We start from the raw sequence: 23,625 nt of genomic DNA on the forward strand, positions 1-23,625 counted from the left end.
GTAAAAAGTTAATGCATTGGGTAGATGCACGCTTTCCGGCGACTGAAACCTATGAATACCACATGTCAAAGTACTATGCACCAAAAAACTTTAACTTTTGGTACTTCTTTGGCGTACTGTCAATGATCGTATTGGTCAACCAACTGGTGACTGGTATTTGGCTGACGATGATGTACAACCCAAGTGCCGAAGGGGCGTTTGCGTCTGTTGAATACATCATGCGCGACGTTAAAGGCGGTTGGCTCATTCGTTATATGCACTCAACTGGTGCGTCGGCGTTCTTCGTCGTTGTCTACTTGCATATGTTTAGAGCGCTACTCTACGGCTCATACCAAAAACCACGTGAGCTGATTTGGCTCATCGGTATGGGGATTTATTTGGCACTGATGGCAGAAGGCTTCTTTGGTTACCTACTTCCTTGGGGCAACATGTCATTTTGGGGTGCTCAGGTTATTTTGAACCTACCTGCTGCATTACCTGTAATTGGTGACGGCTTGGCTGAATGGGTACGTGGTGATTATATTATCTCCGGTATCACGCTAAACCGCTTCTTTGCTTTACACGTTGTCGCCATCCCATTGGTCCTTGTGGGCTTGGTATTTATGCACATTGTTGCTTTGCACCATGTGGGATCGAACAACCCTGATGGCATCGATATCAAAAAGCTTAAAGACAAAAATGGTGTGCCGTTAGACGGTATCGAATTCCATCCTTACTACACTGTGCATGACATGGTTGGTATCGTGGTATTCTTTATCTGCTTCTTTGCCGTGGTATTCTTCTTCCCAGAAGGCGGCGGTTTCTTCTTAGAACCACCAAACTTTGAAAGAGCAAACTCACTGAAGACACCTGAACATATTGCGCCGGTGTGGTATTACACCCCTTTCTATGCCATCTTACGTGCTGTTCCAAGTAAGCTTGGCGGGGTTATTGCGATGGGTGCGGCTATTGCTGTGCTGTTCTTAATACCTTGGCTGGACAGATCGCCAGTACGCTCTATACGTTATAAAGGCATCTTATCTAAGATTGCGCTGACCGTATTTGCCATCAGCTTTATAGTGCTTGGTTATTTAGGTGCGACACCTGCGACACCGACAGCGACAATCATGTCACGTATATTCACCATTCTATATTTCTTGTTCTTCTTATTGATGCCGTTCTACACTGCTATTGAGACGTGTAAACAGCCACCAGAACGCGTTACCGGAGGTCACTAATGAACACGCTAACAAAATCCTTAACAGGTTTGGGCTTAGGCGCGGCATTGACCTTAACTGCCGGTACAGCAATGGCGGCAGGCGGTGGTGGATGCGGGACATTCACCAACGCTGACGGTGTCGAAGAGTCCTTAGCCTGTAGCTCTGCCCCGATTGACTTTACCAATAAGGGCTCGCTACAAAACGGTGCCAAGCTGTTTATGAACTACTGTGCTGGTTGTCACTCAGCCGAGTTTGTTCGTCACTCGCGCATCGCCAAAGACTTAGACATACCACCTGAACTGGTCGAAAAGTACTTGATGGTGACCACGGATCAAATCGGTGATTTTATTAACCCTGAGATAGATCCTGAGATTCAAGCGTCGTGGTTTGGCGCTGCACCTCCAGATCTGACTATGGTAAATAGACTTCGTGGCGACGATTGGGTTTATACCTACTTGTTGTCGTTTTATGAAGATCCAAGCCGTCCTTGGGGTGCGAATAACTTGGTGCTAGAAAACGCAGCCATGCCGCATGTCTTGCATAATATGCAAGAAAGCTTGAGCCAAGAAGAGTTCGAAAGTGAGGTCGGTGACTTAGTAAACTATATGGCATGGATGGGCGAGCCGGTGCGCCATGACCGCAAAGTGATTGGTTTCTTTGTGATCCTATTCTTATTAGTATTGCTAATCCCTGTCTACTTACTCAACAAAGAGTTTTGGAAAGACGTCAAATAGACACTTTGTACAAGCATAAAGTTTCATCAAAGACACTACTTCGGTAGTGTCTTTTTTATGTTTTATGCTCTGTATGACTTATATGATTTAGCAGAGTGCTGACCATAGATTACGCTTAGCATCTTGATAAACCAAGCCACATTGTTTACGATGACAGCCTTAACTCATAACACTAGGCTTTCATGATTGATGTCAACGATATTCCAAGCAGTCAGCTGATTTTATATGCTGATGACGGCTACAACAGTCATGTCGTACGCCTATTGCTTGAAGAAAAAAAGCTCGACTATTACTTATCTCGCTTGCACTCAGAGCGTCCTGAAGATCTGACTGAGCTAAACCCCTATCATACCCTACCGGTCCTGCAACAGCGTGAGATTGCGCTTTATGAGATAAACGTTATTTTTGAATATCTAGAAGAGCGTTATCATGCCAACAAGCTGCTTCCTGATACGCCCCAAGAGCGTGCTCAGTTTCGTCAATTGGCTTGGCGCATTCAGCATGACTGGCTGGTACTGGGTAAACGTCTATTGATGCATCCAGACAGCTTTGATAATGCTCAGGCCGCTATCGCTAAAAAGAAGCTCTCAGACTCCTTGGTTACGCTTGCGCCTTTATTCGCTCATAAACCCTACTTTATGGCGGATGAGTTCGGCTGGTGCGATGTGCTGCTTTCGCCTTTATTATGGCGGCTAGAAGAAATGGGGATTGCCTTGCCTCGCGCCATCAGCCGTCCATTGTTTGATTATAAAAAGCGTGTCTTTGAGCGAGAGAGCTTCCAAAGAAGCATTCAATAGCGCTCAAACTCACCACAAATTAAAAGACTTACTCATAAACCGTTAGCATAGGAAACCATAAGATGAACGAAACAATATCAATCACCCCCACCCGTCCTTATATGGTGCGTGCCCTTTATCAATGGATAGAAGACAATGCGCTCACCCCCTATCTCATGGTTGATGCCACTGCAAAAAACGTACAAGTGCCAACTGAGCATATTCAAGATGGTCGTATCGTTCTCAATATCGCCAGTCGTGCTACCGGCAATATGAGTATGGAAAATGACTACATTCATTTTAGCGCTCGTTTTGGTGGCATCTCACAAGAGATTTGGGTGCCATTGCCAGCGGTAATGGGCATTTATGCCAAAGAAAACCAACAGGGCATGTTTTTTGACCCAAACGAATACGAAAACTACCAACCTGAAGAAGAGGCAGACACTCCAAAAAACGTTAAACCTAAGCCCAAACGTGACAATAAAGCCGGGTTAAAGGTTCTAAAATAGTAACGGCTGCATAAAAAATTTCTGCATAAAAAAACACCCCATAAGTTGGCTCCAACTTATGGGGTTCAGCTCACCAATACGCTCAGCTTTTTTATACAGTTATCGTTGATTTTCTTTACAGCCGATAGCAACCGATACCAGTAGTACGGCACGAACACTGTATACATAGGACGTGCTTAGGTTCTTGGTAGCGTCACACCGCGCTGGCCTTGATACTTGCCGCCACGATCTTTATAACTGGTCTCGCAAATATCGTCGCTGTCTGACTGAAAGAACAACATCTGTGCCACCCCTTCTCCTGCATAAATACGGGCGGGCAGATTGGTGGTATTGCTAAACTCTAAAGTGACATGTCCTTCCCACTCAGGCTCAAGCGGGGTGACGTTGACGATGATGCCGCAGCGTGCGTAAGTCGACTTACCTAAGCAAATCGTCAGTACATCACGTGGAATACGGAAATACTCCATGGTACGTGCCAATGCAAAAGAGTTTGGTGGGATAATACATTCATCACCAACGATATCGATAAAGCTTTTTTCATCAAAGTTTTTGGGGTCAACAACCACTGAATGCACGTTGGTAAATACTTTGAACTCAGGGGCACAGCGTACATCATAACCATAGCTTGAGGTACCGTAGCTTACCAAGCGCTCACCGGCGTCATTAAAGCGTACTTGACCTGACTCAAACGGCTCTATCATGCCATGCTCTTCAGCCATTTTACGAATCCAGCGGTCAGATTTAATAGACATCTTTTTTCCTTACAAATATTTAATAGCGGTTATGATACAGTATTTTGATAGCGAGATTATACGGAATTGGTGGCCGAATTTATAGCGAAGCAACTTCTATAAAGCTCTCAATGACGAAAACAACACTTGAAAAACAACACTTGATAAACGACTGTGTGACAAGATGCCTTGCATCTCAAGCACAGACAAGCCAGAACGCTCAAAGCCCTGACCAACCTCCATAACAATTGCCTTTAAAAAATTCGCTTATCATCCACTGGCTTAGCAAACTTGCTGATATTGGCTTCGATATTTTTTGCAATGCTAAGATAGTATGACGCAAACTCATCATCAGCGAGTACGCTTGGTACGCCTTTATCTACTTGTGCACGGATACCGCTCGCTAATGGCAACTGCCCTAATAGCGGCACCTGATATTGCTCAGAGATTTGCTCGCCACCACCTGCGCCAAAGATGGCTTCAGTATGGCCGCAGTTGCTACAAGTATGTAGCGCCATGTTTTCAACCACACCCAGCACAGGGATACTGGTTTTGTTAAACATCTCAATGCCTTTTTGGGCATCAAGTAACGCAATGTGCTGCGGCGTGGTGACAATCACAGCGCCCGTGACCGGAATACGCTGCGCCAGTGTCAGCTGAACATCACCCGTGCCTGGCGGCATATCGATCACCAAATAATCGAGCTGCGGCCAGTTGGTTTGATTATATAGCTGCATAAGCGCACCCGTCGCTTTGGGCCCACGCCATGCTACAGGCGTATTATCATGATCTAGCAAGCTACCTATCGACAGCATTGCCATGCCATGTGCCTCAACTGGCACAAACTGATCGTTCTCTAGCTGCGGCTTGACTTCAGCAACACCTAACATCGTTGGCATACTAGGTCCATAGATATCTGCATCTAACACCCCGACCCGATTGCCAAGTTTTTGTAAAGCCAAAGCGACATTGACCGTCGTCGTTGACTTGCCAACACCGCCTTTCCCTGAAGCCACGACGATAATATGACGAATGCGGGGATGCGCTGTTAGTGATGCTTGGGTTGGTGCAGCTTTAGAAATGGGCGGTTCGTTATTTGTATTTGCTTGCGCCGTTGGTGTCGCTTGAGTGGCCATCGCATCTGTCGTCTTTGGCAAGCTTGCGCCTGCACCTTTGGCTGCAGCTGGTAGACGTACATTCATATGAATAGTGTTGATGCCATGCGGCTGCAGCCGTTGGCCAAGCTCTTGCTGAATGCGCTCGGGGCTACTGTTTTGTGGCAAGCGTAAGTCTAAAGTAAGCTGATCGCCCTCACGCTCAATCTTCGTCACCATGGTAGCAATACTACTTCCTTCTACTTCATAACCGAGCAGCACCTTATCCACAGCACTATCACGTGCCGCTTTTTGCTGCGCTGTCTCAGGCTTTGTAGATGATATTTTTTTTATAAAGTTAAACATAGCTGTCTTTACTTCTATATATACGGGTAAATGGGTAAGAATAAGGTATGTCGACCAGTGTAACCGAATCAAAAAGATAAAAAAACCACAATACCAGTAGGTCAAACTTCAACTGAGTGACTGCTCTATAATGGTAAAAACTGCGAGGCAATAAACAGATAAATCAGCACGCCTGAGGCATCACACACTGAGGTGATTAAAGGCGCGCTGGCAGTCGCTGGATCAAAACCTAATTTATTGAGTACAAAAGGTAAGCTCATGCCAATCACACAGCCAATCATTACTACAGAGACCATACTCAGCGCCAGTACCAGCGAGACGACCGCATCACCACGAATATAGCCGATAATAGAGATAGCGACTGCCATCGTAGCGCCCAGCATCAGAGCGACCATGGCTTCACGGCCCAACAAAGAAAACCAGTCACGCATCACCACATCGCCTGTCGCTAAGGCACGCACCATGAGAGTAGCCGATTGGGAGCCAGCGTTACCGCCACTATCAACCAGCAAGGGTAAAAAAAACACCAACACCAGATTAGCGGCTATCACATCCTCAAAATTGGCAATACTGATACCTGATAATAGGTTGCCAAATACTAAGAACACCAGCCAAAATACACGCTTACGATATAACACTCTGATGCTGACGTCTTTTAGTTTGCCGACCATAGTCGAGACACCACCTGACTTATGAAAGTCATCGGTGGCTTCATCGCTGGCCACATCCATAGCGTCATCATGTGTCACGATACCGACCAAAGCACCTTTCGCATCGGTAATCGGTAAAGCGATTAGGTCATAACGGGCCACCGTTTTGGCAACGTCTTCTTGGTCGTCATTGACATCACACGAGACAATATTACTGACCATGATCTTACCGATCTTTTGCTCTGGCGCTGCTAAAATCAGCACCCGCAAAGAGACAACACCCAGCAGCTTACGCTCGTCATCGATGACATAGGCATGATAAATGGTCTCGGCATCTGGGGCTTCTAGTCTCAGAGCAGCCAAAGCCTCAGCCACTGTCATTTCAGCATCTAAAGTGGCGTAGTCTGATGTCATCAAGGCACCAGCCGTGCGTTCCTCGTAAGCAGATAGCCTACGAATATCTTCACGCTTTGCTTGCGCCAGTGCAGGCAGCAGCGCATCTCGCTGTTTTTGGTTGAGTTGCTTATAAAGATCCGTGCGCTCATCAGCAGGCATCTCACCGACTATCTTGGCCAATATTGCTCGTGGATATTCATGTGCCATGGCGACCTGAATATCTGCTTCTAAATAAGAAAATATCGTCGAGCGATTGGGCAGACGCTCTAATAGTTGCCGAGCAAGCGTTGCGTCTATAAGCGCTAGCACATCAGCAATATCAATGGGTCGCAGGTCTTCTACTTGTTCGATGGCTTGTGCAAACTGTTGTTGCTCAGCAGCTTGGCTTAATGACAATGCTAGAGTTTCATGGTTCATTTTTTACTCCGTGCGACCCAAAACGGTGCAACAAGCGCTAATAAAAAAGAGCCAATAATATTGGCTCCAGTCAATATAAAATGAGATGCTAATGGATTGGGGTTTTATTAGCAAGTCATGGTTATAAAATCAATTAATTCATAAACCAACCATGGCTCGCAACGATAGACTGTCCTGTAAAGACATTGGTTGGGAATGCTGCTAAAAACAGCGCCAACTGAGCAATATCATCCACAGTAGTAAACTCTTTATCCACCGTATTAACCAGCATAATATCATTGACTACTGACTCTTCGCTGATGCCTTTTTCAGCCGCTTGCTGTGGGATTTGTTTTTCGACCAGTGGGGTTTTGACAAACCCTGGGCAAATCACATGCGAGCGCACATTATGCTCAGCACCCTCTTTTGCAAGTACTCGGCACAGCCCAAGCAATCCATGCTTAGCGGTTACGTAAGGTGCTTTATAAAGCGACGCTTCATGCGAATGTACCGAGCCCATATAGATAACCGTGCCGCCTTTGTCATCTTTATACATATGCTTGACCGCCGCTTTGGTGGTCAAAAACGCCCCATCTAAGTGAATGGCAAGCATTTTTTGCCAATCAGCGAACGCCATTTTGTCAATCGGGTTGATGATTTGAATACCCGCATTTGAAACCAAAATATCAATGCCGCCAAAGGTATCGACCAGCTGTTGTACGCCATCATTGACAGCATCCTCTGAGGTGACATCCATCTCGATAGCAAGCGCCTGACCGCCAGTCGCCTTGATTGAATCAACGGCTTTTTGTGCTGCTTCAAGATTGATATCGGCGATGCCAACGGCGGCGCCTGCTTTTGCATAAGTCTCAGCGATATCAAGTCCGATACCGCTGGCAGAGCCTGTGACCAATGCTACTTTACCTGTCAAATCTTGTTGTAATTCGGTCGCCATACTTTACATTCCTTTATTCAGTGACTTGTTATGTCTTTTTAATGGATTGTTTTGTTTACTGCTATTGGGCGATGCTGACAGGCGTTTTCTCTTGTAGCTCATCGAAGCTGACACCATCTGCCAGCTCAACCAGTTTCAAGCCATCATCAGTGACGTCCAATACAGCAAGCTCGGTGATGATGCGATCAACCACGCCTTTGCCAGTTAATGGTAATGCGCATTCGGCTAGAATCTTGGGATCGCCATGCTTGTTTACTTGCTCCATCAACACAATCACACGCTGTACACCTGCGACCAAATCCATAGCGCCGCCCATACCTTTGACCATTTTTTTGGGGATCATCCAGTTGGCAAGGTCGCCATGTTCTGAGACTTCCATTGCACCCAATATCGCTAGGTTCACATGACCGCCACGAATCATCGCAAACGACTCTGAGCTACTAAAGTAACTGGCGCCGGTTTTAGCGGTGACTGTTTGCTTGCCTGCATTAATCAAGTCAGCATCGACGTTTTCTACAGTAGGGAACTCACCAATACCGAGCAGACCGTTTTCGGACTGCAACCAAACGTCTACATCTTCAGGGATATAGTTGGCCACCAGAGTCGGTAGACCGATGCCTAAATTGACATAAAAGCCGTCTTGTAGCTCTTTCGCAGCACGCTGTGCCATCTGTTCTCTTGTCCATGCCATGATAACTTCCTTATTTATGCAATATTTTAAAGTTGTTTTAACCTTATGGTTTCAATGTGTTAACCACTATGATGCAGCAATCGATTAAGCGCTCTCAGTAGATTTTGTCGTGGTTTTTTCGATGCGTTTTTCGGGGTTGTCGTTTAGGATGATGCGCTGCACAAAGATACCTGGCAGATGCACTTCATCTGGATCTAACGTACCCGTCTCCACGACTTCTTCTACTTCAACGACAGTCACCTTACCTGCCATCGCACAGTCTGGGTTGAAGTTACGTGCGGTTTTGTTAAACATCAAATTACCGGCTTTGTCCGCTTTTTGTGCTTTGATTAATGACACATCAGCACGCAATGAGTGCTCAAGCACATAAGTGCGACCATCAAAATCACGGGTTTCTTTGCCTTCAGCGACCAATGTCCCCACACCAGTAGCGGTATAAAAAGCAGGAATACCTGCACCGCCTGAACGCAGCTTTTCGGCCAAGGTGCCTTGTGGTGTTAGTTCAACCTCCAGCTCACCTGCCAGGTATTGACGCTCAAATTCTTTGTTTTCACCCACATAAGAGGAAATCATTTTTTTGATTTGTCGGGTTTGTAAAAGCAGTCCTAAACCAAAGTCATCCACACCTGCGTTATTACTGATACAGGTCAAGCCCTTGACCCCGCTATCACGTAATGCTTCGATAAGTGCTTCCGGGATACCACACAGACCGAAACCACCGATGGCAAGTGTTTGATCGTCACTAACGATGCCTTCCAATGCTTCTGCCGCACTACCATATACTTTTGACTGACTCATGCTTATCTCCTTGCAAGTCTGGGTTTTTATTTAAGTGTGTTGTTAGCAGCTGACTACTGCGTTATCAATAAACCATCCCTATTAATCATCAACCTATATTAATCATTATAGCTATCTAAAAATTCGATAATAATAAGTTTGGTATCAATATATTCAAATCAATAAACTTATGCTAACTTAGCACATTATTCTCATAGCGACTAGAGGATAACATTAGGGTCTGTCAGTACGATGGTCGAATGTTCGATAGACCCTAATACGAATAGCGAGACTCAGTAGCAGAGCGCAATATTCTATCAGTCAATAATTTGTCATTAAATAACCAATAAGCTTTGATATTCTGCACTGATGGTTTTTATTATTTTATTGACCACTATTGATTTGCCCTGCATACTCGCTGCCTTAAATTTTGCCAAGGAGGGCAACTATGTTTAGCACCTTTGCTATCGTTATCACTTTATTATTATTGATGTTCTTTGCCTATCGCGGCTACTCTGTGCTGATTTTAGCCCCAATTATGGCAACACTAGCCGTCCTGCTTTCAGGCGATTTTTTAAATAGTATCCCCGCTTATACTGATGTGTTTATGGGCGCACTCAGTGGGTTTTTACTGAAGTTCTTTCCTATTTTCTTATTGGGCGCATTGTTTGGACGTTTGATGGCAGACTCTGGCGCTGCCACAGCGATTGCCAATACGGTGGTCGAAAAACTCGGTGCCAGCAAAGCCATTTTAGCGGTTATCTTAGTCTGTGCGATTTTGACCTACGGCGGCGTTTCTTTATTTGTAGTGGCCTTTGCCATCTATCCTATCGCTAAAGACTTATTCAAAGCTGCTGATATCCCTAAACGCTTGATTCCAGCAGCGATTGCGCTTGGTTCATTTACCTTTACCATGACGGCTTTACCAGGCACGCCTGCGATTCAAAACGCCATTCCGATTCCTTATTATAATACCAACGTCTTTGCCGCACCGGTATTAGGCATCATCGGTGGTACGATTATGTTTATTTGTGGTTGGTTATGGCTGCAATCACGAGCCAAAAAAGCCAATGCAGCGGGCGAAGGCTATGGTCAACACGATGAGGAAGATGTCGGCGGTGTGGGCGCTGTAAAAAAGGAATCTGAGACACTCAGTACGCATCATACGTCCTTTACCGTTGCTATGATTCCGTTGATACTGGTCATCGGTCTCAACGCTATTTTGACTTACTTCGTCTTTCCATCAATGGACTTTAGCCCCTTACAAGCTCAGTTCCCTGACCTCAATATTGCAGGTTCGCTTGGCTTATGGTCGATTATTATCTCGTTGGTGGTGGCTTGTGTGGTGTTGATTCTACTGCGTCTTGGGCATTGGAATGATTTACAAAAAACCATCAACCGCGGTACTTATGACTCGATGTTGCCGATTTTTAACACAGCATCAGAGGTGGGTTATGGTGCAGTGATTGCCTCATTGGCAGGTTTTCTTATCATTCGTGATAGTATCTTGAACCTAAACCCTGAAAACCCATTGATTTCTGAAGCGGTGGCGATGACCACGCTGGCCGGTATCACAGGTTCGTCGTCTGGTGGCTTGAGTATTGCGCTCTCAACGCTTGGTGATGATTACTTAAGAATGGCGGTAGAGGCTGGGATTGATCCTGAGCTGATGCACCGTGTCGCTGTCATGGCAGCAGGTGGGCTTGATACCCTGCCACATAGTGGAGCGGTCATTACCCTACTGGCAATCTGTGGCTTGACTCATAAGCAGTCTTATCTAAATCTGGCGATGGTGACGATGGTGATTCCTTTGATTGCGGTCATCGCCATCATCACTCTAGGGACCCTGTTTGGCTCTTTTTAATCTCTAGATACGACGCCTCTTTTATATGTAACCCACTTAGCCCAGTGCTGGGTGGGTTTTTGACCGTTTATGGGTAGGTTATAAGCAGATAATTGATAAGCATCGGCACAAATTTAGCGGAATTACGGTATCATAGGCACACTTTTTTAATTTTTTAGTATTGATAACATTGCGTCTAATGGCCATAAAGCGCTTGTGATGTTTGACAACCAACCCGTTTTTATAAAATATAGGTGATGAAAGTGCGTGAGATTTTAGTAACCAGTGCGCTGCCCTACGCCAATGGTGATATTCATTTGGGGCATCTTGTAGAGTATATTCAAACTGACATTTGGGCCCGGGCGATGAAAGCACAAGGCCACCAAGTGACCTATGTTTGCGCTGACGATGCACACGGTACTGCCATCATGCTAAAAGCCGAAGAAAATGGCATCACACCTGAAGAGCAAATCGCATCAGTCAAGGCAGCTCATGAGGCAGACTTTGCTAAATTCTTGATTGAGTTTGATAATTATCACACCACCCACTCTGAAGAAAACAAACACTTCTCCGAGCTGATCTATCGCCGTCTCAATAGTGCCGGTCACATCTCCACTCATGATGTTAAGCAGTTGTTTGATCCCAAAAAACAGCTGTTTCTGGCCGATCGGTTTGTCAAAGGCACTTGTCCTGAGTGTGACTCTCCAGATCAATACGGCGATAACTGCGAAGTCTGCGGTACAACCTATGATGCCACAGATCTAAAAGACCCACGCTCGACTCTATCAAGTGCCACGCCTATACTCAAAACCTCCAAGCATTACTTCTTTGATTTGCCAGAGTTTGAGCAATTCTTAAAAGACTGGACACGTAGTGACAATCGCTTGCAGACGTCAGTCGCCAATAAGCTGCAAGAATGGTTTGACGCAGGCTTAGCCAGCTGGGATATCTCAAGAGATGCGCCATACTTTGGTTTTCAGATTCCAGACACCCCAAGTGATGAGCCAGATAAATACTTTTATGTCTGGTTAGATGCCCCTGTCGGTTATATGGCAAGCTTCAAAAACTTATGTGATAAACGCGCTGGAACCGAGCGGGCGTTAGACTTTGATCGCTATTGGTTACAAGAAAACGAAAACAAAACCGAAGTTTATCACTTTATTGGTAAAGACATCGTTTACTTCCATGCCCTATTTTGGCCAGCCATGCTCGCTGGTAGCGAATTCCGGACGCCTACAGGTGTGTTCGCACACGGCTTCTTGATGGTCAACGGCGAGAAGATGAGTAAGTCACGTGGTACTTTTATCAAAGCTGAGACCTACGCTGAACACTTGCACCCAGAGTACTTACGTTACTACTTTGCCAGCAAGCTCACTGATAAAGTCGAAGACATTAACCTTGATTTAGAAGACTTTATGCAAAAAGTCAACTCTGATCTGGTCGGCAAAGTGGTCAATATCGCCAGTCGCAGCGCTGGGTTTTTGGTAAAAAAATACGACGGCATGCTCTCAGAGGTTTGCGCTGAGCCTAAGCTGTTAGAAGACATTACCAAAACAGGCGATGAAATTGCCGCTGCTTATGAAAACCGTGAATTTAGTCGTGCGATGCGCTTAATCATGCAGTGTGCCGATAAAGCCAACGAATATATCGATGAGAAAAAGCCTTGGGCGCTGGCGAAGCTTGAAGGTACTGAACAAGAAGTACAAGACGTCTGCTCAGTCGCCATCAACATCTTCCGTCAACTGATGGTTTATCTTGCACCCGTCCTGCCTGAACTGACCGCCAATGCCAAAGGGTTTTTAAACATTGACGACCTGAGCTTTGCGAGCCGCCATGAGTGGCTACTCGGTCACAAGATCAATAAGTTTAAGCCACTGATGCAGCGTATTGAAGAAAAAGACGTCGCAGCGATGGTCGACGCTTCAAAAGCATCGCTAGAGCAAACCGCCACGCCTGCAACCAGCAACTCTACCAAATCAGCAGCAGATACCAAGACAGATGCGCAAGCCGACTATATCGGTATCGAAGATTTTAGCAAGGTTGAGATGAAGGTGGCGCACGTGTTGGCATGCAATCATGTCGAGGGCGCAGATAAGCTTTTGCAATTCACGCTAGACGTCGGCGAAGACAAACCACGCAATGCATTTAGTGGCATTCGTAAGTTTTATGAGCCTGAGCAATTGCTTGATAAAAAGGTAATCTGTGTCACTAATCTTGCCCCACGCAAGATGAAGTTTGGGGTATCCGAAGGCATGGTGCTATCGACTGGCGATCCAAAGACTGGACTGACAGTGGTGACATTACCTGATGACTGCGTGGTTGGGGATCAGTTGGCTTAACCCGTTTGCTTCAGATGTTCGATACTGAAGGTCAGCTTTGGTTATAAAAAAGACGTCACTTAGGCGTCTTTTTTTATAACGTGGTCTTATAGGTTTTTATGGTGTAGGTGCTATTTATAGCCACTGAAAACCGCTGAAAACCGCTGAAAACCGCTGAAAACCGCTGAATAAAACCACTCATACCTCATCATATAGTATCTATGACGAATACGTTTTAATTTTTTATTGCGATAACTTACATTACTGTCATAATATGAACATAATGATCGATGGATCGATGACTTAATGGTTAGCCGGCTATCTTGGTATCAACATAATACTGACTGGGCTAACCTGCATTTTCTTTTACCACTTTCAAAATTAAAACCATAAAACCAACCCATATCGACAATGCTTTAGACAAGCTTGGTGATATTACCTTAATTTTGAGACTGGCTTTACTAATGAGTTACATTAATAATGAATATTGCTTCTACTCTACGCTTTAGCCTATATGGTGCTGCTCTGAGCGCCACCCTTGGATTGATCGGTTGCTCAAACTCTACAGATACGACGGCATCGACTGATGAGAGCGCAGCGACTGAGACAGATAAACCCGCCAAATCACTTGCCATTACCCAAATCGTCGAGCACCCTTCATTAGATGCAATGCGCCGTGGCATCATTGATGAGCTGGCAGACAATGGCTATATCGAAGGCCAAAATCTAACCGTTAACTTCCAAAGCGCCCAAGGTAACACAGCGACAGCGGGCCAAATTGCGAAACAGTTCGCTGGTGATATGCCTGACGCTATTGTTGCTATCTCCACGCCGTCAGCACAATCGGTAGTCGCTTCAACCAAGACCGTGCCGGTCATTTATACTGCCATCTCAGACCCTGTCGCGGCCAAGCTAATCGATGAAAATGACGTCCCTATCCAATCTAACGTGACAGGACTCTCAAGCGAGCTGCCTATCGAGCCACAGCTTGATAATATTTTGAAGATTGTGCCTGATGCAAAAACCATTGGCTATGTCTATAGCCCAGGTGAGGTCAACTCCGTAGTGGTGCTCAATCAACTCAAAGAAGCCGCTCCAGCACATGGCCTTGAGATATTAGATGTAACCGCCAACCGGCCAACAGACGTTGCGATGGCGACCCGTAGTCTGGCCGGCCGCGCAGATGTTATTTATACCTCACTAGACAATAACGTTGTTTCAGCATTTGAAGCGATGGCAGGTGCAGCCAATGAGCTAGATATCCCCGTGATTGCGTCAGATGAGTTTAGTGTGAGACGTGGGGCTACAGCGGCACTGGGTGTCAATGATTATGACTTTGGTCGTACTACTGGCGAGATGGTCTACCGTGTGTTAAATGGTGAAGCCATCACCGATATCTCACCACAAATCATGAACACACTGACTTTATATGTCAGTCCTAAGCATGCGGCTGAACAAGGTACGACCCTGACAGCTGAAGTACTGAGCGATGCCATTAATGTTGATACAGATAGCCAAGCTGACAGCAAATAAACAGTAGCGCACCTTATTATAAAATTTCGATTTTTTGTATGGAAACACCATTTACCTTTAGGAGTAAGACTCATGTTGTACCAAAATCGTTTTGCCAAAGCATTACTATGGGGCGGTGTCTGCACCGCTATTTTGACTGGCTGTAATCAGTCGGCTCAAGACACTACTGAGGCGACATCTGGCGACGCCGCTACTGAAATAAAAACCGTTGCGATTACTGCCATTGTTGAACATCCAGCGCTCGACGATGTGCGTAAAGGGGTCATAGACGAGCTAAATGAGACAGGGTTTAAAGAAAGTGAAAACCTAGAGATCAACTTCCAAAGCGCACAAGGCAACACCGCTACAGCAGGACAGATTGCCAAGCAGTTTGTGGCAGACTCTCCAGATGTCATCGTTGCTATCGCTACGCCTTCAGCTCAGTCAGTGGCTGCTGCAACCAGCACAATTCCTATGGTGTTTTCAGCGGTAACTGATCCAGTAGCTGCCAAGCTAGTACCCAAGCTCGATGGCTCTGGCACCAACGTCACAGGTGCATCAGATGCTCTCCCCTATGAGCCACAAATTGAGCTGATGCGTCAAATCATCCCAGATCTAGAAAACGTCGGTTACGTCTACAGCCCAGGCGAGGTCAACTCAACCATCGTATTAAAAGCATTGAAAGACAACCTTGGTCCACTAGGCATTAATGTGCATGAAGCACCTGCTCAGCGTAGTAATGACATCGCTATGGCAGCACGTAGCCTAGAAGGTAAGGTCGATATGATCTATACCTCAACAGACAACAACGTGGTATCCGCCTACGAGTCATTGTACCAAATCGCTAAAGAAAGCAAGATTCCACTCATTGCTTCAGATACCAGCTCAGTTGAGCGTGGTGCTATTGCTGCCTTAGGTGTAAACTATTATGATCTTGGCCGTGAAACCGGTAAGATTGTTGGCCGTATTTTAAATGGTGAGAATGCAGGCGAGATCCCTATTTATACGCCACAAACCTTAGACCTATATGTCAGTCCAAACCATGCGAAAGAAGAAGGCATTACCTTGCCACAAGCTGTTATCGATAGAGCCAAAGAGGTGGTAGAATAACGGTTAGTTGTCGTTTATTGTGTATAAAAATGGCCATATTTATAGGGCGTGTTGACTGTTCAACACGCCCTAATGTGCTACTGCTAATAACGGTCATCATGACATGTTTTGGTTTACCCTAACTGCAGATTGCTTAATCTGTTAAATTCACCGCTTAGCCGTTTAGCTAACACATATTCATCGACAAGAAGGCGCTGATATAGACCACTTTCTATGAATTGATAAACCACACTATCATTCGCTAAACGCTTGGTTATGACTTATTGATCTCTTATGTCTTTAATTGCTTTTTTTGGTGCGCTTGAAAGCGGTCTGATTTATGGCCTAGTAGCACTTGGTGTACTGATCTCATTTCGTACGCTCGACTTCCCCGACTTGACGGCTGACGGTAGCTTTCCCTTAGGTGGTGCGGTTGCGGGCATCTCCATCATAGCAGGAATCAACCCTTGGTTGGCCTGTCTCTTTGGTATGTTGGCGGGCTCTGTCGCTGGTATCGTCACGGCTTGGTTGCATGTCAAGCTTGGTATCCTGCAGCTGCTTGCCAGTATCCTGGTCATGGTCGCACTATATTCGGTCAACCTCCGTATCATGGGTGCCCCAAACTTACCACTGCTTGGCGAGACCACAGTATTTAGCACCTTGGTGAATGACAGTAACGGCTTTTGGATGCGCTGCTTGATTATTGCTGTGGTAGTGATAGTGGCAAAACTATTCTTAGATTGGTTTTATAGTACCGAGTCAGGTCTCTCGATGCGAGCGACTGGCTCTAATCTACGCATGGCACAGGCGCAAGGCATCAACACATCAAAGATGACCGTCATCGGTATGGCCATCTCTAATGGACTAATCGCTTTAGCAGGAGCGCTGTTTGTACAGACCCAAGGTGGCGCTGATATCTCTATTGGTATCGGTACCATTGTCATTGGTCTGGCAGCTGTTATCATCGGTGAAACCATCATCCCTGCCAAGCGTATTTGGCTGATTACTTTTGCCGTGATTCTTGGGGCGGTGCTCTATAAGCTCTTTATTCAGGTCGCCCTATCAAGTGATACGCTGCGTAGTATTGGCTTTGGTCCGCAGGATTTGAACTTGATTACAGCGCTACTTGTGGTAGCAGCATTGGTATTGCCCAAGGCCAAAACCAAGTTTTTATCTCGTAAAGTTCGTGCGTAACATCACTGCGAAAACATAAGGAATAACGATTATGATGCAAGCCAATGATTTACGCCTGACCTTTAATCCTGGCACGCCCATTGAAAACCCTGCGCTACGTGGTATCAATCTCAATATCGCTGATGGCGAGTTTGTTACTGTTATCGGTACCAATGGCGCTGGTAAATCGACTTTTTTGAACGCTGTCAGCGGCACGACACGTGTCGATAGTGGCTCGATACTTCTAAACGGTATTGACGTCACCAAAAAAACCGCCCATCAACGGGCACACTGGGTCGCTCGTGTGTTTCAGGATCCGATGGCGGGCACTTGTGAAGCCCTGACTATCGAAGAGAATATGGCACTGGCGTATAAGCGTGGCGGCAAGCGCAGCCTAAAGTTTGCCCTTAACTCAAACAATCGTGAGCTGTTTCGAGAGAGGCTCTCTGTGCTAAAGCTTGGCTTAGAAAACCGTCTCACTGACCGTATGGGGCTCTTGTCTGGTGGTCAACGCCAAGCCGTGAGCTTGCTGATGGCGTCATTACAACCCTCCAAAATCTTATTGCTTGATGAGCATACTGCAGCGCTTGATCCGAAGACTGCTGCGTTTGTCTTAGAGTTGACCGACAAAATCGTCACGGACAATCAGTTGACCACAATGATGGTGACGCATTCGATGCAGCAAGCACTAGCACACGGCACCCGTACGGTCATGCTGCATCAAGGCCAAGTGGTACTCGATGTGGCAGGTGATGACCGCAAAGGCATGACTGTGCATGATTTGCTTGATATGTTTGAGCAGACACGAGGCGAGAAGGTTGAAGATGACAGCTTGATTTTGAGCTAATATGGTTTGTTCATTCCTGTTAGATATAAGCCCATTTTTAATTTAAAGATGGGCTTTTTAATTTAAAAATAGGCTTTTGATTGTTGCAAGAGATTAATCCGCTAACATAACCAGCTTTTGTATCAGCTCGCTGACATGCTGCGCTTGCATTTTTTTCATGACTTGTGAGCGATGCACCTCCACTGTTCGTACGGACACCTCTAAATGATCGGCGATGACTTTATTAATATTGCCTTGCATCAACTCATGCGCCACCTGCTTTTCTTTATCTGTTAGCTTTGCATAAAGCTTGCGAATTGCAAAAAGCTTGGCACGTTCAATCGTCAAGGTCTGAGCGTGTGCAATCGCCTCCTGTAGACGACGACTGTTAATGGGTTTTTCTAGATAATCTGCTGCGCCTTGCTTGAGCATCGTCACTGCATCAGGAATTTCACCATTACCTGTTAACGCTATCAGCGCCATTGGACTATTGGCTTCATTAAGATGTACTTGCAGTGCTTGCCCGCTCATGTCTGGCATCATCAGATCGCTCACTACTACGGCGGGACTATCAATGTCTACTTGCTGTAAGAATGCAACGGCGCTAGGCCATACTTGAGTGCGTAGCCCTAAACTGCTGATCAAAAACTCACATGAGGTGCGTACGCTTTCTTCGTCATCGATGATATGGATGACCAAAGATTCAGGCTCGATGTCTAGATCAGCACCGACTGCCATATTTAGACCCTTATCGGGTGTTTGTTGTGAGCTCATATGCGACCTTCTTTTGTCAGGTTTTTAGGACTTGAACCTTTGCTGATATCTAATACGGGCAGCGGCAAATAAAAAGACACCTGCGCCCCGATGCTATTTGCCAACGGGTAAGCCGCTTCTGTGCGCATCAGTTGAATTTTATCATTGATACTGTGCTTATGACGCTGTTGGTAATGCCCGTCCACAGCCTTTATTTGACTAAGTTCAGTCTGTACATCGACATTACTAAGCTGCATGATACCGCCTATTGATTTACAAAGCCGCTGGCAAATCATTAGTCCAAGACCAAGGCCGTCTGCCTTTGTAGAGCGAATATCATACTGGCTCTGTGACTGGCTCATCGCCAAACGATCAGCATCAAACCCGCCTGCATCATCTGTCAGACGCAACACCAGCCAACGACCTGTATTGGTTTCTGTTGTCTGACAGCGCAGCATGATATGAGTAGCGCCTTGCTGTTGACTGTTTAGCATGGTATTGACCAATAGCTGATCGAGTACCAAATTTGGCAGCCGTAGCTGCTGATAATCACTGGCATACCAAAAACTTAACGTAGCCGCTTTGTCACCGAGCAATAAGATGCACTGCTGATAAACTGCCGCAATATCTACACAGGTTTCATCAGGCTGCGACCTACCCGACCAGCGTCGAATATTGCTGATCACGCCAGCGACTCGATCCGTCTCATTGATAATCTGCTGAAGCGCACGCTCAACAGTGTGCTTTTCCGTCGACTGGCGTTCTATATCTGTGATTTCATGAGGCGCTTTTTGACTACGTATCAGTAACCCTTGGGCGTAGTTTTGTATGGTCGATAGGGGCTGATTGATTTCATGCGCAATCGAACCGCTCATCTCACCTATGACAGCAAAACGCTCCGACTGCCGCAGCCTCTTATCATAGTCTCGAATCAGATGGTTTTGGGTCATGATTTGCTGCCGCCGTCGCCATGCCAGCCAACTCATCCAACCATAGTTGATGGTCGATATGATAATGACAAACACCAACACACCTACCCACAGTCGATGCATGTATACCCAATCGATGATATGTGTGGTGAGGGTTTTTTGTGCTGGATGGCGGTTCATATCGTATAAGATACGCTCAGCATCACTACTTGACTCAGGTGGTAGCCAACGTAGCCCAGAGGCTAAGCCATCTGAGTGTTCGCTAGTCTGATCATCATTCTGCCTACCTACTGACTGCTCTGCTTCAGTGGTCTGATGTTGCTGAATAAATAGATTCTGACTAACCTTACGAACCAAGGCAGCAGGCGCTTGCTCTGTAGCAGCCAGTGTCCAGTTTGGATAGATTTTAGTCGAAGACTGGCAGCTTGAGTTGGTTTCTACCGGGTGAATAAGACGATATTCACGCTTATCAATTTTTTGCTGCTGCGTCATCTCCTCCATCAGACAAAGCGGTGTAATCGCGGCATCGACAGCGCCACTGGCCAACGTGCTCAACGTGCGTTCGATAGGATAGCCAACAAACTGAGTGTCATAGCGATTGGGCGACAAGCCGTTTTTTTTGAGCAAATGAGCGATGAGTAAATATCCCCCAAAGGCATCCTTATCCACAGCCACGATTTTACGTTGTTCTAAGTCCTGCAGACGGTAGATGCCACTGTCCGCTCTGACCCACAGAGCACTCGCCACCTGCTCAATGGCACTGGGCTCATTTGCTTGCGCAGCTGCGTTGAGTTTATTGAGCTGGTTTGCCAATACCACCGTGGCAGAAAGCGGGGCTTCAGCAGCTTTGGTTCTAAATGCTTTTGAGCCTATGTCTTTAGAATCATTCGTAGCGGTAGAAGTCACTTCAGTTTGTAATGTGGCCAACCAGCGCCAACCGATGGTATCCATTTTAATGAACTGTACTTGTGGTCCGAGTACGAGCGCAAACTGTTGTGCTGCAATTTGCTGCTGCCAATTCTCCAGCGCCAATGGCACCAAAACTAGAGTGTCACCAGACAACTTAGCGTTTAACTCACTCAGCCAAGGCTGCCAACGCCGCTGAGCTGCCATTTCACCTTGAGGCGCCAATACACCGACATAGTAGGTTTGTGCATGGCTTTGTATTGCTAAAAGCCCACTGAGCATTAACATACATACAAAATTAAAAAGCTGAAAAAAACCACGCTTAAGCATTGTTTGCGTTATCCATTATCTGTCATCAGAGGCTTTAGAACCTATTTTACACAAATCCATATGAGTAATGTGGTTTTCCACAATAGCAGCATGTTACGCCCTACCCTATACTATATAGTAACAATGTATCTTTAGATGAACCGAGCTACAGATAAGCATGATGCAGTCCAGCATTATCTAATAATAGGTTTGGTAAATATTTTATTATGGAGGGCAAGCTTATGAAAAAGTGGCCACTGATTATCATCATAGCAGCCGCTATCGGACTGGCAATCGCTTTTGTGATTGGGTTACTGTTGCCTAATATGCGCACCACGACCAGCGATATTGAGGTCAACATCACTGACCCTGCCTTAATCAAAAAAGGTGAGTATGTTGCACGCACTTCCGACTGCGTGGCTTGTCATACCACTCTTGGTGGTGAGACTTATGCCGGCGGCCTGCCCATGCTGACGCCGCTAGGTGCGATCTACTCAACCAACATCACCCCAGACAAAGAAACCGGTATCGGTAACTATAGCTTCGATGATTTCAAAAATGCCGTCAAACACGGTGTCGCCCCTGGCAATAGAGCGCTATACCCCGCTATGCCATATCCATCCTACCAAATCATGCCAGATGAAGACATGGCAGCCATGTATGCTTACTTTATGTCTGATGTCCAGCCTGTCAATCAGGCCAACATACAAAGCGAGCTGCCTCCGATTGCCAATTGGCGTTGGCCACTGGCCTACTGGCAGGCGTTATTTGCCCCTGAGCGTGAGTTCGTCCCAGAAACAGATGATGCAGTACTCGCCCGTGGTCAATATCTGATTGAAGGTCCCGGACACTGCGGTTCTTGTCACACCGAACGTGGCGTCGGTTATCAAGAAATCGCTTTGACCAATGCAGACTCTGAAGAGTATCTCAGCGGAGCTGTCATCGACGGTTGGCGTGCCAAGAGCTTACGCGGTGAACATCGTGGTTTAGGAACTTGGCAGGTCGATGAATTGGTTGACTTCTTTAAGACTGGACGTACCGACAAGGTGGCTGCTTTTGGGGCGATGGCGGAAGTGGTTGAGCACAGCACACAGTATATGACTGACGATGATCTCTATGCAATGTCAGCATATCTAAAAACCCTTAGTCCTGCCCCCAATAAAGAAGTGACATTGCCGGCAAAACAAGACGTGACCACACAAAAGCTGCTCGATGGCGATTATGACAGTCGCGGCGCCATCTTGTATGCCGAATACTGTCAGGTCTGTCACCGTCCTGATGGTAAAGGCGTACCACGGATTTTCCCAGCGTTAGAAGACAACAGTGCAGTTTATGCAAAAAACGCAGACTCAGTGCTACAAATCACCCTGAGCGGTGGCCGTATGCCAAAAACCCCGCACGACCGTATGGCATTTACCATGCCTGAGTTCAGCCATTTGAGTGACTCTGATATCGCTGAAGTCGTGAACTACGTCCGTAATAGCTGGACCAACCAAGCACCTATGATAGACACCACTGATGTGGTCAAAATGCGTGCATTCTTAGATGCAAAACCTACGGCGGCTACTGATTTGCCTATGGATCTGACAGTGCCTGTAGAGACACAAGGAGCGAGTAATGAATAACCTTACTAATCTCACTCATACCTTAAAAAAACCAGCATTAGCGTTAGGCATAGCAGCACTTTTAACCTCTGGTTTGACAGCTTGTAGCAACCCTGAACCCGCTGAGCGTGCTGCGCCTGAGTTTGTGGTGACCACAGCAGATGATGCCAACGAAGACATTGGCAAATATGTACTGCCACAAGATACCCAAATACTAGATGAGCCCAACGCTGACGAGATCTTCTATGGTAAGCGTTTATTGAATGAAACCAAACGTCTACTACCAGAGCACGTTGGGGCCGAGATGAACTGCAATAGCTGTCACATCTCACAAGGTAAAATCCCGCTTGGCGACCCCTACATCAACAGCTTCAATACCTACCCTCGTGTCATGCCACGCTCAGGTACAGAAGTGGATTTAGAGGCCCGTATCAATGGTTGTTTTCAGCGCTCTATGAACGGTGTACCGCTTGATCGTGAAGGGCCAGAGATGAAAGCGATGATGGCTTATATGGAGTGGCTCAGCCAAAAAATCCCTGAAAGCCAACGTGTCGATATTCAAAATGCGGGTGATGTCGATAAAACACTGGTGGCCGATACCGCACGTGGTGAGCAAATATACTATGCTCAGTGTGCCAGCTGCCATGGTGATAATGGTGAAGGCAAAAGAGACAATCTAGGTGATATTGTCTTCCCACCGCTTTGGGGTGATGAGTCCTTTAACATCGGTGCAGGTATGGCACGTACTTACAAAGCAGCTGCTTTTGTAAAATACAACATGCCAATGAGTGTTCAAACCAAAGGCCTGTGGGGACATGGCGGCGTTTTATCTGACCAAGATGCTGTCGATGTCGCTGAGTTTTTTGCACACAAGCCTCGCCCTGACTTTGCTGGAAAGGTAAATGACTGGCCAAGTGGTAAAAAACCCAAAGATGCTCGCTACTGATACTTTAAATCACTTATCAATCAGCCCTCAAGACATTTGATCGTCTTGAGGGTTTTTGTTATCTATGGTTAATTGTCTACCAACTTTGCGCCGACCACTATATAGTTGCTATATTAAGCTTATCTATCATCATGAATTACACT

The 23,625-nt window shown here is 46.2% G+C and carries 21 protein-coding genes; 12 read left to right on the top strand and 9 right to left on the bottom strand.

From position 1 onward, the window contains the following. Nucleotides 1-11 precede the first annotated feature (11 nt). The 4 genes from J3492_RS06855 to J3492_RS06870 all read left to right on the top strand — a co-directional run bounded on the left by J3492_RS06855 (nt 12) and on the right by J3492_RS06870 (nt 3,218). Entirely contained in the window at nt 12-1,217 is a 1,206-nt protein-coding gene (locus J3492_RS06855; protein WP_207991120.1) for a cytochrome b, read from the top strand. Then, nucleotides 1,217-1,933, top strand: coding sequence for a cytochrome c1 (locus J3492_RS06860; RefSeq protein WP_207991066.1), 717 nt, complete (start codon nt 1,217-1,219; stop codon nt 1,931-1,933). The genes J3492_RS06855 and J3492_RS06860 overlap by 1 nt, the downstream gene beginning before the upstream one ends. A gap of 182 nt (nt 1,934-2,115) precedes the next feature. Beyond that, nucleotides 2,116-2,730 carry a glutathione S-transferase N-terminal domain-containing protein gene (locus J3492_RS06865; protein ID WP_207991067.1) on the top strand — a complete coding sequence of 205 codons (615 nt, stop codon included), beginning with the start codon at nt 2,116-2,118 and terminating at the stop codon, nt 2,728-2,730. 62 nt (nt 2,731-2,792) lie between these two features. Further along, nucleotides 2,793-3,218: a ClpXP protease specificity-enhancing factor gene (locus J3492_RS06870; RefSeq protein WP_207991068.1), complete on the top strand. Its 426-nt coding sequence runs from the start codon at nt 2,793-2,795 to the stop codon at nt 3,216-3,218. 176 nt (nt 3,219-3,394) lie between these two features. Here J3492_RS06870 and dcd read toward each other — a convergent pair whose 3' ends face one another. The 7 genes from dcd to J3492_RS06900 all read right to left on the bottom strand — a co-directional run bounded on the left by dcd (nt 3,395) and on the right by J3492_RS06900 (nt 9,295). Next, complete coding sequence (dcd, locus tag J3492_RS06875) at nt 3,395-3,970, bottom strand: dCTP deaminase (protein ID WP_207991069.1); 576 nt, start codon at nt 3,968-3,970, stop codon at nt 3,395-3,397. Nucleotides 3,971-4,066: 96 nt separating this feature from the next. Continuing rightward, entirely contained in the window at nt 4,067-4,192 is a 126-nt protein-coding gene (locus J3492_RS13380) for a hypothetical protein (RefSeq protein ID WP_279381158.1), read from the bottom strand. 11 nt (nt 4,193-4,203) lie between these two features. Further along, on the bottom strand, nt 4,204-5,409 hold the full coding sequence (gene apbC, locus J3492_RS06880) for an iron-sulfur cluster carrier protein ApbC (protein WP_207991070.1): 1,206 nt from the start codon (nt 5,407-5,409) through the stop codon (nt 4,204-4,206). Between the two features lie 125 nt (nt 5,410-5,534). After that, nucleotides 5,535-6,872 carry a magnesium transporter gene (gene mgtE, locus J3492_RS06885; RefSeq protein WP_207991071.1) on the bottom strand — a complete coding sequence of 446 codons (1,338 nt, stop codon included), beginning with the start codon at nt 6,870-6,872 and terminating at the stop codon, nt 5,535-5,537. 133 nt (nt 6,873-7,005) lie between these two features. Beyond that, a complete protein-coding gene (locus J3492_RS06890) occupies nt 7,006-7,806 on the bottom strand; it encodes a 3-hydroxybutyrate dehydrogenase (RefSeq protein ID WP_207991072.1) in 801 nt (266 codons plus the stop codon). A 61-nt stretch (nt 7,807-7,867) separates the two neighbouring features. Beyond that, the gene (locus J3492_RS06895; protein ID WP_207991073.1) at nt 7,868-8,497 is read right to left on the bottom strand and encodes a CoA transferase subunit B; all 630 of its coding nucleotides are present in this window, start codon (nt 8,495-8,497) and stop codon (nt 7,868-7,870) included. Between the two features lie 84 nt (nt 8,498-8,581). After that, on the bottom strand, nt 8,582-9,295 hold the full coding sequence (locus tag J3492_RS06900) for a CoA transferase subunit A (RefSeq protein WP_207991074.1): 714 nt from the start codon (nt 9,293-9,295) through the stop codon (nt 8,582-8,584). A gap of 427 nt (nt 9,296-9,722) precedes the next feature. On the opposite strand from J3492_RS06900, the gene J3492_RS06905 reads away from it, so the two are divergent. The 6 genes from J3492_RS06905 to J3492_RS06930 all read left to right on the top strand — a co-directional run bounded on the left by J3492_RS06905 (nt 9,723) and on the right by J3492_RS06930 (nt 18,056). Continuing rightward, nucleotides 9,723-11,138: a GntP family permease gene (locus J3492_RS06905; protein ID WP_207991075.1), complete on the top strand. Its 1,416-nt coding sequence runs from the start codon at nt 9,723-9,725 to the stop codon at nt 11,136-11,138. A 236-nt stretch (nt 11,139-11,374) separates the two neighbouring features. Beyond that, nucleotides 11,375-13,456, top strand: coding sequence for a methionine--tRNA ligase (gene metG / locus J3492_RS06910; protein WP_207991076.1), 2,082 nt, complete (start codon nt 11,375-11,377; stop codon nt 13,454-13,456). Between the two features lie 459 nt (nt 13,457-13,915). After that, nucleotides 13,916-14,968, top strand: a complete 1,053-nt coding sequence (locus tag J3492_RS06915) for an ABC transporter substrate-binding protein (RefSeq protein WP_207991077.1) — start codon at nt 13,916-13,918, stop codon at nt 14,966-14,968. Between the two features lie 72 nt (nt 14,969-15,040). Next, nucleotides 15,041-16,057 carry an ABC transporter substrate-binding protein gene (locus J3492_RS06920; protein WP_207991078.1) on the top strand — a complete coding sequence of 339 codons (1,017 nt, stop codon included), beginning with the start codon at nt 15,041-15,043 and terminating at the stop codon, nt 16,055-16,057. Between the two features lie 273 nt (nt 16,058-16,330). Further along, entirely contained in the window at nt 16,331-17,230 is a 900-nt protein-coding gene (locus J3492_RS06925) for an ABC transporter permease (protein WP_207991079.1), read from the top strand. Nucleotides 17,231-17,261: 31 nt separating this feature from the next. Continuing rightward, on the top strand, nt 17,262-18,056 hold the full coding sequence (locus J3492_RS06930) for an ABC transporter ATP-binding protein (RefSeq protein WP_207991080.1): 795 nt from the start codon (nt 17,262-17,264) through the stop codon (nt 18,054-18,056). A gap of 93 nt (nt 18,057-18,149) precedes the next feature. Here J3492_RS06930 and J3492_RS06935 read toward each other — a convergent pair whose 3' ends face one another. Both J3492_RS06935 and J3492_RS06940 read right to left on the bottom strand, forming a co-directional pair. Next, nucleotides 18,150-18,809 carry a response regulator transcription factor gene (locus tag J3492_RS06935; protein ID WP_207991081.1) on the bottom strand — a complete coding sequence of 220 codons (660 nt, stop codon included), beginning with the start codon at nt 18,807-18,809 and terminating at the stop codon, nt 18,150-18,152. Continuing rightward, complete coding sequence (locus J3492_RS06940) at nt 18,806-20,911, bottom strand: sensor histidine kinase (RefSeq protein ID WP_207991082.1); 2,106 nt, start codon at nt 20,909-20,911, stop codon at nt 18,806-18,808. Before J3492_RS06940 ends, J3492_RS06935 begins: the two co-directional genes overlap by 4 nt. A gap of 263 nt (nt 20,912-21,174) precedes the next feature. Between J3492_RS06940 and J3492_RS06945 the strand changes: the two genes are divergently transcribed. Next, nucleotides 21,175-22,557, top strand: coding sequence for a c-type cytochrome (locus J3492_RS06945; protein WP_243453150.1), 1,383 nt, complete (start codon nt 21,175-21,177; stop codon nt 22,555-22,557). Further along, nucleotides 22,550-23,482, top strand: a complete 933-nt coding sequence (locus tag J3492_RS06950; RefSeq protein WP_207991084.1) for a c-type cytochrome — start codon at nt 22,550-22,552, stop codon at nt 23,480-23,482. Before J3492_RS06945 ends, J3492_RS06950 begins: the two co-directional genes overlap by 8 nt. Nucleotides 23,483-23,625 lie beyond the last annotated feature (143 nt).

The sequence above is a fragment of the Psychrobacter coccoides genome (genome assembly GCF_017498085.1).
In the GTDB taxonomy this organism is placed as follows: Bacteria; Pseudomonadota; Gammaproteobacteria; order Pseudomonadales; family Moraxellaceae; genus Psychrobacter; species Psychrobacter coccoides.

Excerpts from the sequence above, each read along its gene's own strand:
- J3492_RS06855 (WP_207991120.1), top strand. The coding sequence starts at position 12 with ATGCATTGGGTAGATGCACGCTTTCCGGCGACTGAAACCTATGAATAC.
- J3492_RS06860 (WP_207991066.1), top strand. The coding sequence starts at position 1,217 with ATGAACACGCTAACAAAATCCTTAACAGGTTTGGGCTTAGGCGCGGCA.
- J3492_RS06865 (WP_207991067.1), top strand. The coding sequence starts at position 2,116 with ATGATTGATGTCAACGATATTCCAAGCAGTCAGCTGATTTTATATGCT.
- J3492_RS06870 (WP_207991068.1), top strand. The coding sequence starts at position 2,793 with ATGAACGAAACAATATCAATCACCCCCACCCGTCCTTATATGGTGCGT.
- dcd (WP_207991069.1), bottom strand. The coding sequence starts at position 3,970 with ATGTCTATTAAATCTGACCGCTGGATTCGTAAAATGGCTGAAGAGCAT.
- J3492_RS13380 (WP_279381158.1), bottom strand. The coding sequence starts at position 4,192 with ATGGAGGTTGGTCAGGGCTTTGAGCGTTCTGGCTTGTCTGTGCTTGAG.
- apbC (WP_207991070.1), bottom strand. The coding sequence starts at position 5,409 with ATGTTTAACTTTATAAAAAAAATATCATCTACAAAGCCTGAGACAGCG.
- mgtE (WP_207991071.1), bottom strand. The coding sequence starts at position 6,872 with ATGAACCATGAAACTCTAGCATTGTCATTAAGCCAAGCTGCTGAGCAA.
- J3492_RS06890 (WP_207991072.1), bottom strand. The coding sequence starts at position 7,806 with ATGGCGACCGAATTACAACAAGATTTGACAGGTAAAGTAGCATTGGTC.
- J3492_RS06895 (WP_207991073.1), bottom strand. The coding sequence starts at position 8,497 with ATGGCATGGACAAGAGAACAGATGGCACAGCGTGCTGCGAAAGAGCTA.
- J3492_RS06900 (WP_207991074.1), bottom strand. The coding sequence starts at position 9,295 with ATGAGTCAGTCAAAAGTATATGGTAGTGCGGCAGAAGCATTGGAAGGC.
- J3492_RS06905 (WP_207991075.1), top strand. The coding sequence starts at position 9,723 with ATGTTTAGCACCTTTGCTATCGTTATCACTTTATTATTATTGATGTTC.
- metG (WP_207991076.1), top strand. The coding sequence starts at position 11,375 with ATGAAAGTGCGTGAGATTTTAGTAACCAGTGCGCTGCCCTACGCCAAT.
- J3492_RS06915 (WP_207991077.1), top strand. The coding sequence starts at position 13,916 with ATGAATATTGCTTCTACTCTACGCTTTAGCCTATATGGTGCTGCTCTG.
- J3492_RS06920 (WP_207991078.1), top strand. The coding sequence starts at position 15,041 with ATGTTGTACCAAAATCGTTTTGCCAAAGCATTACTATGGGGCGGTGTC.
- J3492_RS06925 (WP_207991079.1), top strand. The coding sequence starts at position 16,331 with ATGTCTTTAATTGCTTTTTTTGGTGCGCTTGAAAGCGGTCTGATTTAT.
- J3492_RS06930 (WP_207991080.1), top strand. The coding sequence starts at position 17,262 with ATGATGCAAGCCAATGATTTACGCCTGACCTTTAATCCTGGCACGCCC.
- J3492_RS06935 (WP_207991081.1), bottom strand. The coding sequence starts at position 18,809 with ATGAGCTCACAACAAACACCCGATAAGGGTCTAAATATGGCAGTCGGT.
- J3492_RS06940 (WP_207991082.1), bottom strand. The coding sequence starts at position 20,911 with ATGTTAATGCTCAGTGGGCTTTTAGCAATACAAAGCCATGCACAAACC.
- J3492_RS06945 (WP_243453150.1), top strand. The coding sequence starts at position 21,175 with ATGAAAAAGTGGCCACTGATTATCATCATAGCAGCCGCTATCGGACTG.
- J3492_RS06950 (WP_207991084.1), top strand. The coding sequence starts at position 22,550 with ATGAATAACCTTACTAATCTCACTCATACCTTAAAAAAACCAGCATTA.